The following is a 16,352-nucleotide window of genomic DNA, read 5'->3' as shown; positions in this document are numbered from 1 at the left end:
CAAAATGAAAACTTCTGTCCCTATAGAACAAATAGCATTGAATTGGACGATTTTACCAAATATCTTGATGACGAAAAATTTGTGGATTGGATTGCCCATCCAACCAATGAAAAAAACGCCTATTGGGAGAACTACATAAAAGAAAACCCTGAAGAGGGAGCAAAAATCCAAATTTTAAGGGATTGCCTTGGAACTTTAGGGGCAAGCAATGAAAAGCTTTCACAGCACGAAAAGCGCGAGATTCTTGATAAGATTTATGAAAAGGTAGGTAATAAGGAGTCTAGACGTGGTCCAATCTATCTTAGCATATTCAAATATGCTGCAGTTCTGGCGATTGTTGTGGGAACAGCCATTTATCTGACTACGAGCCGAGATAAGAATGAAAGACCAAATATAGAATCGCTATTGCAGGTTTCCATCGATTCAGCAACAGATACAAAACTGATACTAGAGGATGACCAAGAAATTGCGATAGACCAAAAAAGGTCTAATATCAACTATTCCGGTAGCGACAATCTGGTTATCAACAACAAAGATACTTTAGACATTGGTGGTGAAGATACCTCTGGAGTGCCTCAAATGAACCAGTTGATAGTTCCGTTTGGCAAGCACAGCAAGATTACATTGAGCGATGGGTCAATTGTACATGTGAATTCAGGATCTAGATTGGTTTTTCCAAAAAAGTTCATTGGAAATTCGCGGGAGGTCTATTTGGATGGCGAAGCCTTTTTTGAAGTGGAATCCAATGTGAACAAACCTTTTACGGTAAGGGTGTTAAAGGATGATGAGTTTTCCATTACTGCCGTTGGAACCAAGTTCAACGTAAATTCTTATAGCAAAAACGATAAGGTGACCACTGTTTTGGCAGAAGGAGAAGTCCATTTGGTAAAACAAACCAAAAACACCTTGTTTGGTAAGGAAGACAAAACTATTATGAAACCGGGAGAGCTTGCAGAATGGAGCGTATCAGCCAAAGTTGTCCAAAACAGAATGAAGGTTGATACCGAAATTTATATTTCTTGGATTGAAGGACTTTTGATATTTAGGGGAGAACCGTTGCAGGATATTGTGGAACGGGTGGAGACTTACTATAATATTAAAATAAGCCTGGCAGAAGACATTAATCAACAATTTAAACTAGCTGGTAAACTGGATCTTAATGATTCAGTTGAAAAGACCATGGAAAATTTGGCCATGTCAGCATCAGCTAAATATGAAAAAACTGGAATCAATGAATATTTGATAACCAAATAAAAAACCAGAGCATGTTCGTACCATGCTCTGGCGGGTAACCTGTAAAAACAGGAATTGTTAAAACTAACAACTAACTAAATTATGGAAAAAAAGGGGTTTCCGTATGGTCGTTCAGGCGATTTTATGGACAAAATCAAAAAAGTGATGAGGTTTCTGACACTATTTTTATTGCTCTTCACACTTTATTCTTACACTGACTCTTACTCACAAAAGACAAAGTTAAAAGTCAACCTAAAAGATGCCACGCTACTGGATATCATTTATAGCATTGAGGGGCAAAGTGAGTTTGTTTTTATGTATGGAGAGGATTTGCTGCCTGCCTTGAACAAGAAAAAGGGGGATTTTAATATCAAGAATGAGACAATTGATGCCACTTTGGAGCAGCACTTTAAACCAAATTATATTGACTACCATATAAATGGTAGGCAAGTTGTCTTGAAAAAAAGCGCGAAACAGTCCAAAAAAGCTTCTGTAAAGGGAGTGCAAATGGCAGTTTCGGGAACAATTACAGATGATACCGGCCCATTGCCAGGAGCAAGTGTTGTCGTTAAAGGCACAACAAATGGAACCACATCGGACTTTGACGGTAATTACACTTTGGAAGTAGACGATGGGAATGCCATTTTGGTTTTTAGCTATATCGGTTATGCCTCCATGGAGGTTCCCGTTAATGGACAAACTACCATCAATGTGGTTTTAAAGGAAGATGCCCAAGCCCTGGATGAGGTGGTGGTAACGGCTTTGGGTTTTGAGGTACGTACAGATAAATTAGGAAGTGCGGTCTCAAGTGTAAAACCAGAAGCTTTGGTGCGATCAGGAGAGACATCGGTGGCAAACGCAATTCAAGGTAAAATGGCCGGTGTTAATATAACCAGGTCCAATGGCGATCCCGGCTCAGGTTCCAATATTAGGATTCGTGGGGCAAATACCATTTTTGGGAGTACCCAACCTTTAATCATCGTAGACGGAATCCCGATAAGTAACAGCAGTACCCAAGGAGGTGCAAGCAGTGCTACTGGTAATGGTACATCCCAGCAATCGCGTTTAAACGATATCAACCCCAACGACATTGAGACGCTGCAAGTGCTTAAAGGAGCTTCTGCAGCTGCATTATGGGGGTCAAGAGCATCGAACGGTGTGGTTATCATAACAACGAAATCAGGGAAAAGAGGGTTTAGGGTCAACCTAAAAACTTCCATATCCTTGGATGAAGTGAACGCTATAGCACCTTTGCAATCAAATTATGGGCAAGGACTTAGCGGTAGGTATAGATACGGCTATCTACATGGATGGGGAGATGAAATATCAACAAGGACAGGTGGTGAAGATACCTTCGATACTTCAGGCGGCTTTTTTATAGGAGACCAAACGGGTAGAACATATTATCCCATTGCTGATGGAACAACTGATAATCTGCATGGAGGCAAAAACTCCAGGGAAACCTTTTTGGACGAAAACTTCGACCAGGTGTTCAGAACAGGTATTTTGTTGGAGCAGTCTGTTAGTATAAGCGGGGGTGATGAAAAGAGCAATATTTTCTTCAGTTTGGGAAATACGGATCAAGAGGGAATCATTAGAAACAATGATTACAGACGCCATACGGTAAATCTAAGCGCTTCGCACAAATTCAATGAATACATCAACCTTAAACTTAAAGGGAAATATTCCAGGATAAGCGCAAACAGAATTCAGCAGAACTCAAATACTGCTGGATTGTTGCTCGGATTTTACAGAAATATTTCCGACTTCAATATTGAGGATTATACAGGAACCTATGTAAGTGATACCGGTGCAGAATTTAGTGGTAGACATAGATCTTACCGAAACCCAATTGGGGAAACGGAACGGCCAAGGTATAACAATCCATTGTGGACTACCAATGAACAAAAAGCTCCAAACATTGTAAACAGGCATATTTACTCTGCTGAGATTGATGTTTATCCTGTAGATGGATTGAACATTAAACTTAGGGGAGGTGTGGATACCTATAGTGATGATAGAACCTATTTATACCCGCGAGGGTCTGCAAGAACTGGTCTTATTCCAAGATTGGAAGGAAACCTGACTTTTGAAAGTATCGGCGCCACAGAATTAAATTTCGATGCCATAGCAAAGTATGATACAAATCTGACCGAAAATATTACCTCTTCCTATATTTTGGGGTGGAATATAAATGATAGAAAGTTCAATAGGGAGACCACTATTGGTAGCGACTTTATTGTGAACGATGAAATCTATACGCTGGACAATTCCAGGATTATCCAGGGAGATAATTTTATAAGCCACAGAAGATCTAATAGAGGTTTTGCCACAGCAAATTTTGGACTGTACGACCAATTATATATTGATCTTTCTGGTACAGTTGAAGCTGCTTCAACTATAAAAGATCCGTTCTTTTATCCATCTGCCAGCGTTGCTTGGCAATTTTCAGACGCTGGATTTTTCTCTGAAGAAAGCTTTATCAGCTTTGCAAAAGCGAGGTTGAGCTGGGGTAAAGTGGGTATTCAACCTGCCATTTATAGAAGCTCAACAAACTATGAGGGTGATTTTACCTATAGTAATGGAATTTTTGGAAATCTTTCCTCTACAAATCATGGTGGTGGATTTAGATTGGACAACCGATTGGGGAATGCCAATTTAAGGCCTGAGATAAAAACAGAAATTGAAGGAGGGCTTGAGTTACGGTTTTTTGATAATATGTTGAATACCAGTTTCACTTATTACACCAACGACATTGAGGATATATTGTTGACCTTGGATAGGTCGCCTTCAAGTGGTTTCTCCAGTATTTATACCAACGGGGCTTCTATGAAAAACCGAGGATTTGAATTTGAATTCAGCGCAAATTTTTTAAGGGATAGTAACAACTGGACGTTCACGCCCTATGGTAATTTTGCGACAAACAAAAATGAGGTCACTAGTTTGGCTGGGGCAGATGTACAGCGCCTAACCGGTTTTGGTACTGGTGATTCTGTGGCTGCCGTAGGTTATCAGATGGGTGCAATTTTCGGAGGAAAATTACCGCGCAATGCAGATGGTAGCATAGAATTGGATGCCAATGGATTTCCTGTCGGGACACCTGAGTATGATGTCATCGGAGACCCTAATCCAGATTGGACTGGAGGACTCGGATTTAACCTAGGGTTTAAAAATTTATCATTGAATGTACTGTTTGAGCATTCACAAGGAGGTGATTTTTACGATATGACCCGCCAGATTAATAGTCAAAGAGGTTTCAGTAAAGAATCTGGTAACAAAGTTACCATACCCTCCGATGGTATTACCGATGTAACGGGTGCCACCTATACTTCTGGACAAGTTGTAAGGGGAAATCTATACGATTTTGGCGCAGGGCCGGTTCTTTTGGAACAAAACTGGTATCGCGGAAATGGAGCTGGAAACAGAGGCTTTAGCGAGCTTTGGCTTCAAGATGCAACTTGGACCCGTTTAAGGGAATTGACCCTTACATACTCTTTGAGCAAAAAGATTGTTGAGAAATTAAAACTATCTGATCTAAGTCTGAGTTTCACTGGAAGAAACCTAGTGCTTTGGACCGATGTTATTGGCAATGATCCAGATAAGAATTTTGCCGGAGTTGGGAACTCAAGAGGATTGGATTATTACACAAATCCATCCACCAAGTCCTATTTGTTCAACTTGAGTTTAACGTTTTAAAAAAAAGAGTTATGAGATTATTTAAAATAGCTACAGTTATAGTAATTCTTTTCAATTTTCTTGCATGTCAAGAAATAGTTGATGATATAAATGACAACGACCCCAATACCATTAGTAAGGTAGATGGTCAGACGCTGTTTACCGGAATGCAATTGGCCAATATTACTGCGCAATTGGGATATTTAAATTGGGCAGCAGGCGTGTGGACCGGAAATTTTGTGGGAAGCGGAAGATTTGCACCTATTCAAGAATATCAATATGGAAATACCAACTCCAATACACCTTGGTTCAATATTTATGTTGGAGTTGTACAACAAGCCAGGGAACTGCGAAGCGGAATTCCGGTGACAAATAAGGATTTTTTCTTTGGAGCCTCCAGGGTTTTGGAAGCACATGCCTTGGGTACGGCGGCCAGTATGTTTGGAGATGTTCCTTTTACCGATGCTGTAAATGCCGAGATTCCAACTCCAACCTACGATGGTCAAATTGCGGTTTATGGCAGTGTACAGAGTTTACTGGATGAAGCCATAGCCAACTTGCAAGCTGCTGGTACAGGAGGGGGAATCTCTGAAGATTTGTTCTTTGGAGGAAACTCCACCAACTGGATCAAAGCAGCATATTCGCTTAAAGCCCGTTTGTATCTTGAGGTTGGGGATTATAGCAGTGCAATTGCTGCAGCCCAGAACGGGATTTCTTTACAATCTGAGTCAATGCAGTATCACCCACCTGCTGTTGTTTTGACAGGGGATACAAACTTGTTGAACCAGTTTTTTACAGGAAGTTTTCCTGATGATTTAACTACCGAAGGGGCATACTTGATTGATTTGATGACTGGCGCCAATAACAGGAATAATGCCAAAACAGATGAAGTGGACAGAGCGGCCTATTATTTTGATGGGACCCAGATTAACCTGAACGGCATTGCTGGAGTGGATGAACCTATGAATCTGATTTCATTGCAAGAAAACCTGTTGACATGGGCCGAAGCAGCCATACGATCAAATGATTTTGCCACAGCCTTGGCTAAATTGAACGAGCATCGGGGCAATTTGAGAAACGGAGAGTACTTTGCAATAAGCACAGGAATATATGATGACTATGTTGAAGCGGATTTTGAAGCCGCTGGAATAGAAAATGTAGATGGGTCGTTGTCCAAAGAAGATGCACTTTTGAGGGAAATTATTCAAGAGAGATACGTTTCTTTCTTTGCCGAATTGGTGAGTTTCAACGATTTGAGAAGAACCAAGAAAGATCCAACGGCAATACAAGTAGGTGTTCCGTTCAATACAGGTAGTCAACATCCAGAAAGATTCCTGTATCCATTTTCAGAAGAAAATACCAACGGCGCCAATGTTCCTGACATTGCGGACATATTTGTAAAGACGCCTGTCAACCAATAAGAAATTGAGTTAGCTAAGTTTAGTGATTTTAGATTAAGTGATGTTCTGTGAACAGGCTGTCCAGATCCACCTTTGGACAGCCTGTTAACCCAGACTTTCCTATAGCTCAGATAATCAACCCATTTTCAATACCAGTTATGTCAGCAAAATATATCATTACTGTTCTTTGCCTTGCCACATTAATGGTGGCATGTAAACCTGAAAATGGCAATGCTGATATGGTTTTTGATACTTCTTTTAAAGGAGCAAGACTCAGTAAGGTGGAAAATATAGGAGAAAAGAAATATGTTGGATATGTCCATCCAGAATCGGAACCGGTGAACAAAAGTCCATGGTTTGCGTTTGCGGTTACTTCCAAGGTTAAAAAAAATATTGAACTAAGGCTGGAATATGGAACGCATAAACATCGCTACATTCCAAAACTAAGTACCGACAAAGTACATTGGAAACCAATGGAGCTAAATAAGATAAAAGTTGATACAACTTTAGGAACGGCAACACTCTTACTGGAAGTTTCACCCAAAAAGCTTTATGTAGCTGCCCAGGAAATAGAAACTTCTGTGGATACCTATGGTTGGATGAAAAAGTATGTTGATGGAGACTACGGGGTCAATCTCAAAGTGGCTGGGAAAACAGCTCTCAACAATGCCAATTATGTCTTGGAGCATGAAAAAAAAGATGTAGAAGACTTCATTGTTTTGGTGGCAAGACAACACCCCCCGGAAATACCTGGTGGCACCATTGGGTTCAAAAGTTTTTATGAAACTGTTTTTTCTTCTTCGGAAACAGCTAAAAAGTTTAGGGAAAAATTCAATATCTACACATTTCCATTGCTAAATCCAGATGGGGCAGATAAGGGAAATTGGCGCCACAATGCCAATGGGGTTGATTTAAATAGAGATTGGATTGATTTTACGCAACCTGAGACCAAAATGGTAAGACAGTTTGTTGCGGATAAGGTTGAACAGGGCGGAAAAATCCGTTTTGCGCTGGATTTCCATACTTCGTACAGCGGTCCGTACATGTTGGTTTTGGACAGTATAAATGAAACTAAAACTTCTGGGGTGATTCCCAAATGGATTGAAACTATTGAATCTACTTCTTCCTTTAAGGTAGAAGCAAGACAAAGAAGTCAAGAACTGCCTTATTGCTATAATTACTTTTTCAATACCTACGTGGCAGAAGCGGTTACTTATGAAGAGGGAGATGAAATAAATCGCGACACCATTCGAAAGCGAGCTAGTGTATATGCCGAAAAATTGATGCAAACCTTGTTGGAAAAACAAAAAAACAATGCTTTTACGAAGTAAAGTGCTATATGCATATGTATTGCTGCTTACAGTTGTTTCTTGCTCAGAACCACAGCTCAAGGTCGATTTGCTTATTGTAAACGGAACCGTGTACAACGGCCTTGATAAAGAACCTACCTTGGTTTCTATAGGTATCTCTGAAGACAAAATTGTTTTCGTGGGCGATGAAATCAACAACATTTTCGCCAAAAAAAAGATTGATGTTTCTGGAATGATTGTATCACCAGGATTTATTGACCCGCATACCCATGCAGATAGGGATTTGAACAAACCAGAGACCGCACATAATCTTCCTTTTTTAATGCAGGGAATCACCACGGTCATTGTAGGCAATGATGGGGATAGCTTTTATCCGCTGTCAAAATACAAGAAACTTTACACCGAACAGGGTGTAGGAACCAATGTGGTTCCCTTGTTGGGGCATCATGAAATTATAGAATCAGTGGTGGGCAAAAGTGATAAGAGACCCTCTCCGGAGGAACTTCAAAAAATGCAGGAATTGGTGCAAAAAGAAATGGATGCTGGTGCTTTTGGAATGTCCACAGGCTTGTATTATGCCCCGGGGAGCTACACAAAAACCGATGAGGTAGTGGAATTAGCCAAGATAGTTGCCAAAAATGATGGTGTTTATGATACCCACCTCCGTGATGAAGGTTCTAGCAGTATAGGTCTGGTCAATGCGGTAAAAGAAGCTATTGAAATTGGCAGAAAAGCCAATTTACCTATTCATCTGTCCCATATCAAATGTTTAGGGGTAGATGTTTGGCACAAAAGCGATTCCATAGTGGCCTTAGTCGAAAATGCGCTGTCGGAAGGCTTGCAAATTACGGCTAATCAATACCCTTATGATGCTTCGGCTACCAGTTTAAATGCAGCGGTTTCACCAAGATGGGCTGAGAGCGGGGGTAAAGATTCCTTATTGTTGAGGGCAAAGAATCCCAAAATCAAAAAAAAGATTTTTAAGGAAACAAAAGAGAATATTGTCCGCAGGGGAGGCCCTGATAAATTGTTGATCGTTAAGTGCGATGACAATAGGTTTCTTGGGAAAACACTTTTGGAAGCTTCCAACATTTTGCAGATGCCCCCGGAAGAAGCTGTATACCCCATTCTGGAAACCGGTTATGTACGGGTGGCCTCTTTCAATATGAACCCATACGATATTGAAAATTTTATGAAACAAGATTGGGTTGTGACCGGTTCTGACGGGAACACCGGACATCCTCGAAAATATGGCTCCTTTCCCAGAAAATACTACAAATACGTAAAACAAGATAGTGTAATCGGTCTTACTTCATTTATCAACGGAAGTACGGCAAAAACAGCCAAAATCTTTAAGATACCCAACAGAGGGGCGATCAAGGAAGGATTTTATGCTGATATCATCATATTCAATCCTGATACGTTCAGGGACAAAGCTGACTATTCTGATGCCTTTCAATATGCTGAAGGATTGGAATACAGCATTATCAATGGAAAAATATCAGTGGAAAAAGGAGAGTTCACCAAAAAACTGAATGGAAAAGTATTGACAAAATAGCGACCATCAAGTTGTTGGTACTGCAAAACAAAAAATCATGAGAAGATTAAAAATTTCCGCTTCAATTATAGTTGTGTTGCTCGTAACGGCGTGCAAGCAAAAGGAAACTGCTGCAACAGTGCATACTGAAACGGTCAAAGAAAACATCATAAATACCATCATTAATGATGAGGATAACTTTTATCATATTGATTTTGAGAATTACCCAACCAATGATAAAACCTTACCTATTGGTGTTTTTGATTCCGGTACAGGTGGATTGACCGTGTTGAAAGCCATTGTCAATTATGATCAAAACAACAATAAGTCTTTGGATAATGGGGGTGACGGTCAACTCGATTTTAACAATGAAGCTTTTATTTATCTGGGAGATCAGGCAAATATGCCCTATGGTAACTATTCTGAAGTCGAAAAAGTCGATTTGCTCAAAGAGCACATCATCAAGGATGCCCAATTTCTATTAGGCAACAAATACTATTCTGATGAATTGGATAAAGATGCGAACACTGATAAAAAACCTGTAAAGGCCCTGGTCATTGCATGCAATACAGCTACTGCCTATGGTAAGAATTATATTGAGGAATTTCTGAAAAAAGCCGATGCCAATATCAAGGTTATTGGGGTTATCGATGCAGGAGTAAGAGGAACTTTGGAAGGAATAGGTAAAAATGAAGATGCCATAGTTGGAGTTTTGGCAACAGCCGGCACAGTGTCTTCAAAGGGATATCGCAATACCATTTTGAAACTAAAAGATGAAATGGGGTATACGGGTAACATTCAGGTTTTTTCACAAGGTGGTGTAGGTATAGCCGAAGCTGTGGATGAAGACCTGGATTATTTCAACAAAAACTTAGAGACTCCAAGAGAAGATTACAAGGGGCCGGGATTGGAGGGCAACCTAAAAATAGACAAGACTCTCTTTGATATCTACAATTTTGATTTTGAAAGTAATAAGATGCTCTGCGACACAAAAAATACGGATGATTGTTCCATAATGCAGATCAATGATGCTGAAAATTATGTGCGGTACCATTTGGTCACACTATTGGAAAAAATCAGGAAATCAGGAATCGCCAATAAGCTTAAATCATTGATTTTGGGTTGTACCCATTATCCTTACATGACAGAAGAGATTAACGATATTCTACAAGAGTTATACAACTACAGGTCAAAAAACGGGGATTATTTGTATCGCCCTTTTATGGTGGAAGAAATCAGGTTAATTGATCCTGCGGTGGACACTGCTAAAGAACTATATGCCCATTTAAAGGAAGAGTCACTCTTCAATCCAGAGGGAAGTATGAAGGAAAGTGAGTTTTATATCAGTGTGGCAAATCAAGACAATAAGGCAAATGTAATTGACCAAACGGGACGCTTTCCATATGATTTTAAATATGGAAGGAATGCTGGGGAGATACAGGAATACGTGAAAGTGGTTCCCTTTAGTCGGGACAATATCTCGGATGACATCCTGGCTCGTTTTCAAAAACAGATTCCCCATGTGTACCAGTTAATGCAGAATTTTAATGAAACCAACACCAAGGCAAAAGAGCTAAGAAAGGAAAGCAAAATTTAAACAATGTCGATGAAATTAAAACTTGCACTTCACTGGAAAATTTTGATAGGAATGACACTGGGTGTTCTGTTTGGTCTGATGATGTCTTTGTTAGATGGAGGAAAAGGGATTGTACAGGACTGGGTGAAACCTTTTGGGAAGATATTTATAAATGCCTTGAAACTGATTGCCATTCCCTTGATATTGGCAGCTTTGATAAAAGGAGTATCCGATTTAAAGGATATTTCAAAACTCTCTAAAATGGGAGGTAGAACCATAGGAATTTATTTGGCCACCACCCTTGTTGCTGTGAGTATTGGATTGTTTTTGGTGAATATTATAAAGCCCGGCAATTCCATAACGGAGTCCACGCGAACAGAAATGGTGAGCAACTATACTGACAATACCCAGACGTATAAGGAAACGGCAAAACGGCAAAAGGCAGCGGGGCCTTTAAAACCACTGGAGGATTTGGTGACCGATAACATTTTTGCATCGGCCACTAGTAATAGGAATATGCTGCAAGTGATCTTCTTTGCGGTCTTTTTTGGTATAGGACTTATTTTGATTCCGCCAGAGTTGGGCAGTACTGTAAAACACTTTTTTGATGGATTTAATGAGGTAATCCTTAAAATGGTGGACCTTATAATGCTGGCAGCACCCTATGGCGTATTTGCATTGCTGGCCGCAATTGTTGTAGAAGCCCCCAGTGTGGATTTGTTCAAAGCATTGGCTTGGTATTCTTTAACGGTGGTCATTGGGTTGTTCATAATGATATGTATCTATACACTGTTGGTGTTTTTGATAACCAAAAAACCTCCCCGCTTTTTTATCAATGGGATTTCGCCTGCACAACTCTTGGCATTTTCCACCAGTTCTAGTGCTGCAACCTTACCAGTGACCATGGAAAGGGTAACAGAACATTTGGGTGTAGAGGAGGAGGCTGCAAGCTTTGTACTCCCTATTGGTGCTACCATAAATATGGATGGCACTAGTCTTTATCAGGCCGTAGCAGCGGTCTTTATAGCACAGGCATTTGGTATGGACCTGGATTTCTCTACCCAATTGGGTATAATCGCTACAGCAACCTTAGCTTCAATTGGTTCGGCTGCGGTACCTGGCGCGGGAATGGTAATGCTGGTAGGGGTAATGGGATACGCCGGAATTCCAGAAGCAGGTCTCGCCCTTATTTTTGCTGTTGACCGACCATTGGATATGTGCAGGACTATGGTAAATGTAACTGGAGACGGAGCAGTGTCCATGATAGTTGCCAAATCGGTGGGGAAATTAGGAGAACCTCAGATAAAAAATTGGGATGACCACTACAAAGGTTAGTGTGGAATTAAATAATCAGAATCAATTGAACAGTACACTCATGAAGAAGCGTAACAAATTAATAAGAAGAAATATCCAAATGTATTTGGGGTTGATGCTTGCCATTTTGGCAAGTGGTTGTAGTTCACTGAAAAGAGTGGCTTTTGAAAAACCCATAGATACAAAAAACAAGGAAATTTCCCTTCAGACCAAAAAGAACCACTACTTTGAGGGTTTGGATGTATGGGTTGGCAATCAATTTGATGGAGCCCGATTAAATGGTGCATCCCAATTAAATGATTCTACCATAGTATTGCAATTTGATCCAGAGAACCTTCCTATTAACAAGAGTCCATACTATGCCTTCAATACTTGGTCAAACACCCCAAAACAAGTTTATTTCAAGTTCGGTTACCCAGAGGGATTTGAGCATAGATATAAGCCAAAAAAGAAAACAAATGGGCATTGGGATGTATTGGATTCCTTGGATATGATCAAAACAGACAATGGGGTCTTGTTAAAACTGAACGTGGGTAAAGCCCCTGAAATAGTTGCTGGTCAGGAAATCAATTCATCAAAAGATGTACAGCAATGGTACATGGAGAATATTGTAAAATCAAATGATTTTGTGCACTTGAAAAGCGCTGGAGAAACCAAATTGGGAAGAAATCTTCCTGTTTTGGACATTTATCACGGTAATCCGCAAAACAAGCCCATCATAGTTTTATTAACAAGGCAGCACCCACCAGAAGTTACAGGATATTTTGCGTTTCAGAGTTTCTTGAAAACAATAGTGGACCAAACAGAACTTTCTAAAGCCTTTTTAAACAAATACAGAGTTTTGGCATTTCCAATTCTAAATCCCGATGGTGTTGATTTGGGTCATTGGAGGCATAACGCTAATGGTGTTGACCTAAACCGGGACTGGTCAAAATACCGTCAACCAGAAATTAAGAGTGTAGTGTCTTTTGTAACAAATGCCAGTAGGGAAAATGACGGTAAGATTATTTTAGGGTTGGATTTCCATTCCACCTATGAAGATGTATTTTACACCAATGTTAAAAGAGAGGGAACCACGTTGCCCAACTTTATTGATGAATGGTTTCAATTATTGGAAAAAAATATTTCTGGATATAAAGTGAATGAAAAAGCTGCGAATAGCACTACACCAGTTTCTAAGGGTTGGTTCCTTTATGGACAACAAGCTACAGGGATTACCTATGAAATAGGAGACCATACACCAAAGGATAGGATTTTGGAAATCGGCACCCATTCAGCAACTGCAATGATGGAGGTACTTTTAAAAGAATAGGTTTAAGGCCATGTTTGGATGAGGTGGTTTGGGCTTGATTCCATAGTTTTCCAACTACCTAAAATGTGGAATGTGTCTTATGGGAAATATTCTTTTTCCTTTGGGATTCTTTTTAACCATTATGGATTACTTTTGACTTCTTATAAAAAGGTTGAAGGACGTCCTGATGAAATATTTGATTCACACTATTTGCTTTCGATTTAAGCACGCACCTAAGTGCTTTGTATTGTTCATGCTGATTTTATCGGCATGTAAAGAAAAAAAGGAAGAAAAGACTACTGTCAAGGCTGAGGCAAAAACACAAAAAAGTGTGGAAGTCGATACCGTTGACTTAATTAAGGCTCAACCTGCAGGTATTGAGGTTCCTAAAGGAATGGTATGGATTCCAGGGGGAACCTTTAAACAGGGAGCCATACCTCAAGATAAAGAAGCCATGCACCACGAAAAACCGGCCCACCAAGTTGCGGTTGATGGCTTTTTCATGGATACCACTCACGTGACCAATGCAAAATTCTCAAAATTTGTAAAAGAAACGGGATACCTTACTGTCGCAGAACGCAAACCGGACTGGGAAGAGCTTAAAAAGCAACTTCCAGAAGGAACGCCTAAGCCCCATGACTCGATAATGCAGCCGGGGTCCTTGGTTTTCAAGAAAACAAAATCCTCGGTACCTAATCTATATGATTTTTCCCAATGGTGGACATGGTCCATTGGAACCAACTGGAAAAACCCTGAAGGACCTGGGAGTTCCATAAAAGGGAAAGATGATCATCCTGTAGTACATATTTCATATGAGGATGCATTGGCCTACTGTAAATGGGCTGGAAGGCGTTTGCCTACGGAAGCAGAATGGGAATATGCCGCTAGAGCCGGAAAATCTGATAACACCTATTTTTGGGGAAATGATGTGAGTGAGCTGTCAAAATATGCCAATACCTGGGAAGGAGAATTTCCGGTAAACAATACCAAAGTAGATGGTTTTGAGGGCAGTGCACCTGTAGGAACATTTCCATCCAATGATTTTGGACTGTATGATATGTCGGGGAATATTTGGGAATGGACCAGCGATTGGTACAATACAAATTATTATAAGGAATTGTTGTCAAAGGGTATCGTTCTAAATCCGAAGGGAGCGAAGCAGCCCTTCAATTCTACCAACCCCTATGCGAAGGAAAAAGTAATTCGGGGTGGATCATATTTATGCAGTGCCTCATATTGTGCCAGTTATAGGATTTCTGCAAGAATGGCCTCCACTATGGACTCTTCAATGGGACATTTGGGTTTTAGGACAGTTTTAAGTGTTGATATGCTTTCTAAATAAACTAAGATTTAGCGTTCAAATAAATACATTTGCCAAAATAAAAATTGATAATTACACAACCGAAAACCAAATTCTTTTATACATATGGAATTGACAGGTAAAAATATATTGGGTTATACCCAGTCTGCTAAAGGAGAAACCCTTTTTTATGCTAAGAACCCGTCTACGGGAGATCAATTGAAAACACCGTACCACGAAGCTACGCAACAAGAGATAGACGAAGCTATGGCTCTTGCGGAAGCAGCTTTTACGGAGTACAGGGAGAAAAGTGGAAAAGAAAAGGCGGTTTTTTTAGAAACCATTGCGGATGAATTGGCTTCTTTGGAGCAAGAAATTGTTGCCATCGGGACTCAAGAAACTGGATTGCCTGGAGGTAGATTGACAGGTGAGTTGGGACGAACCACAGGTCAATTGCGATTATTTGCTTCTTTGTTACGCGATGGATCATGGGTAGATGCCAGAATAGATGCTGCTGACCCCAATAGAACACCGGTTCCAAAACCAGATACACGACAAATGCAGATTGCATTGGGGCCGGTTGGAGTTTTTGGGGCAAGTAATTTTCCCTTGGCTTTTTCAGCTGCAGGTGGTGATACAGCTTCTGCCCTTGCTGCAGGCTGTACGGTGGTAGTCAAAGCACACCCTGCACATCCTGGAACTTCTGAATTGGTGGGAAATGCAATCATCAAGGCAGCCAAGAAATGTGATATGCCAAACGGAGTTTTTTCAATGGTCAATGGAGCTTCCATTGCTGTGGGGCAGGCTGTTGTTCGACATCCTTTAATTAAAGCGATTGGGTTTACAGGGTCTTTTAGAGGAGGAAAATCTTTGTTTGATGAGGCAGCCCGACGTGAGGAACCTATCCCGGTTTATGCTGAAATGGGAAGCTCTAATCCTGTTTTTGTACTTCCAGGTGCTTTAAAAGAGAATCACCAAGCTTTGGCGGAAGGCTTGTCCAGTTCCGTTCAATTAGGAGTAGGACAGTTTTGTACCAACCCTGGGTTGACCATAGTTCCAGAACAGGAGGAAGGTGATCTTTTTGAAAACATATTAAAGGAAAGTATTTCTGGTGCTGAATCGGCAACCATGCTTACGGAGTCTATTCAAAAAGCATATAATTCAGGACTTGAAAAACTAAAGGCAAAAGCTACTGTTGCATCTGTTTCTTTCGGAAAAAAAGGTGAGCAACAGTCACAAGGAGTTCCAGAAGTTCTTTCTGTTTCTGCCAATGATTTTCTATCCGATAAAGAATTGGAAGAAGAAGTATTTGGTCCATCAACACTTTTGGTGAAAACGCAGGACAAAGCCGAGATGATCAAAATAGCCAAAGGATTAAATGGTCATCTTACCGCTACGGTACAGGGTACGGAAGCTGATTTGGTTGAGTATGCCGATTTGCTTAAGATTTTGGAGCGAAAAGTAGGTAGATTGCTTATAAATGGATTCCCAACGGGGGTGGAAGTATGTCATTCCATGGTACATGGTGGACCTTTCCCTGCAACTTCGGATGCTAGAATGACGTCTGTCGGAACTGCTGCCATAACAAGGTTTACAAGACCTATTTGTTATCAGAATTATCCGGATGCATTGCTTCCAGAGGAATTGAAAACTGCAAATCCACTTAATATCTTGAGGCTGGAAAACGGTGCTTACGTGCTTCCAAAGCAATAGGGT

General features: G+C 40.5%; 10 protein-coding genes. All 10 read left to right on the top strand.

From position 1 onward, the window contains the following. The first annotated feature begins 42 nt into the window (after nucleotides 1-42). The 10 genes from ACOQO1_RS09275 to ACOQO1_RS09230 all read left to right on the top strand — a co-directional run bounded on the left by ACOQO1_RS09275 (nucleotide 43) and on the right by ACOQO1_RS09230 (nucleotide 16,349). On the top strand, nucleotides 43-1,254 hold the full coding sequence (locus ACOQO1_RS09275) for a FecR family protein (protein WP_420602595.1): 1,212 nt from the start codon (nucleotides 43-45) through the stop codon (nucleotides 1,252-1,254). 81 nt (nucleotides 1,255-1,335) lie between these two features. Beyond that, nucleotides 1,336-4,929, top strand: coding sequence for a SusC/RagA family TonB-linked outer membrane protein (locus ACOQO1_RS09270; RefSeq protein ID WP_420602594.1), 3,594 nt, complete (start codon nucleotides 1,336-1,338; stop codon nucleotides 4,927-4,929). A gap of 11 nt (nucleotides 4,930-4,940) precedes the next feature. Beyond that, complete coding sequence (locus tag ACOQO1_RS09265; RefSeq protein WP_420602593.1) at nucleotides 4,941-6,329, top strand: SusD/RagB family nutrient-binding outer membrane lipoprotein; 1,389 nt, start codon at nucleotides 4,941-4,943, stop codon at nucleotides 6,327-6,329. A 137-nt stretch (nucleotides 6,330-6,466) separates the two neighbouring features. Further along, nucleotides 6,467-7,639 carry a M14 family metallopeptidase gene (locus tag ACOQO1_RS09260; protein ID WP_420602592.1) on the top strand — a complete coding sequence of 391 codons (1,173 nt, stop codon included), beginning with the start codon at nucleotides 6,467-6,469 and terminating at the stop codon, nucleotides 7,637-7,639. Further along, a complete protein-coding gene (locus ACOQO1_RS09255) occupies nucleotides 7,623-9,176 on the top strand; it encodes an N-acyl-D-amino-acid deacylase family protein (protein WP_420602591.1) in 1,554 nt (517 codons plus the stop codon). The genes ACOQO1_RS09260 and ACOQO1_RS09255 overlap by 17 nt, the downstream gene beginning before the upstream one ends. A 37-nt stretch (nucleotides 9,177-9,213) precedes the next feature. Continuing rightward, a complete protein-coding gene (locus tag ACOQO1_RS09250) occupies nucleotides 9,214-10,752 on the top strand; it encodes a glutamate racemase (RefSeq protein ID WP_420602590.1) in 1,539 nt (512 codons plus the stop codon). 9 nt (nucleotides 10,753-10,761) lie between these two features. Beyond that, a complete protein-coding gene (locus ACOQO1_RS09245; protein ID WP_420602589.1) occupies nucleotides 10,762-12,066 on the top strand; it encodes a dicarboxylate/amino acid:cation symporter in 1,305 nt (434 codons plus the stop codon). Continuing rightward, entirely contained in the window at nucleotides 12,047-13,357 is a 1,311-nt protein-coding gene (locus ACOQO1_RS09240; RefSeq protein WP_420602588.1) for a M14 family metallopeptidase, read from the top strand. The genes ACOQO1_RS09245 and ACOQO1_RS09240 overlap by 20 nt, the downstream gene beginning before the upstream one ends. Before the next feature lie 232 nt (nucleotides 13,358-13,589). After that, nucleotides 13,590-14,678: a formylglycine-generating enzyme family protein gene (locus ACOQO1_RS09235; protein ID WP_420602587.1), complete on the top strand. Its 1,089-nt coding sequence runs from the start codon at nucleotides 13,590-13,592 to the stop codon at nucleotides 14,676-14,678. A gap of 84 nt (nucleotides 14,679-14,762) precedes the next feature. Next, nucleotides 14,763-16,349, top strand: coding sequence for an aldehyde dehydrogenase (NADP(+)) (locus ACOQO1_RS09230; RefSeq protein WP_420602586.1), 1,587 nt, complete (start codon nucleotides 14,763-14,765; stop codon nucleotides 16,347-16,349). Nucleotides 16,350-16,352: the final 3 nt, after the last annotated feature.

This window comes from Flagellimonas sp. (assembly GCF_965222555.1).
Taxonomy (GTDB): Bacteria; Bacteroidota; Bacteroidia; order Flavobacteriales; family Flavobacteriaceae; genus Flagellimonas.
This window is presented reverse-complemented; position numbering and strand designations above follow the sequence as displayed.

Coding starts and splice junctions, on each gene's coding strand:
- ACOQO1_RS09270 (WP_420602594.1), top strand. CDS start 1,336: ATGGAAAAAAAGGGGTTTCCGTATGGTCGTTCAGGCGATTTTATGGAC.
- ACOQO1_RS09265 (WP_420602593.1), top strand. CDS start 4,941: ATGAGATTATTTAAAATAGCTACAGTTATAGTAATTCTTTTCAATTTT.
- ACOQO1_RS09260 (WP_420602592.1), top strand. CDS start 6,467: ATGTCAGCAAAATATATCATTACTGTTCTTTGCCTTGCCACATTAATG.
- ACOQO1_RS09255 (WP_420602591.1), top strand. CDS start 7,623: ATGCTTTTACGAAGTAAAGTGCTATATGCATATGTATTGCTGCTTACA.
- ACOQO1_RS09250 (WP_420602590.1), top strand. CDS start 9,214: ATGAGAAGATTAAAAATTTCCGCTTCAATTATAGTTGTGTTGCTCGTA.
- ACOQO1_RS09245 (WP_420602589.1), top strand. CDS start 10,762: ATGAAATTAAAACTTGCACTTCACTGGAAAATTTTGATAGGAATGACA.
- ACOQO1_RS09240 (WP_420602588.1), top strand. CDS start 12,047: ATGACCACTACAAAGGTTAGTGTGGAATTAAATAATCAGAATCAATTG.
- ACOQO1_RS09235 (WP_420602587.1), top strand. CDS start 13,590: ATGCTGATTTTATCGGCATGTAAAGAAAAAAAGGAAGAAAAGACTACT.
- ACOQO1_RS09230 (WP_420602586.1), top strand. CDS start 14,763: ATGGAATTGACAGGTAAAAATATATTGGGTTATACCCAGTCTGCTAAA.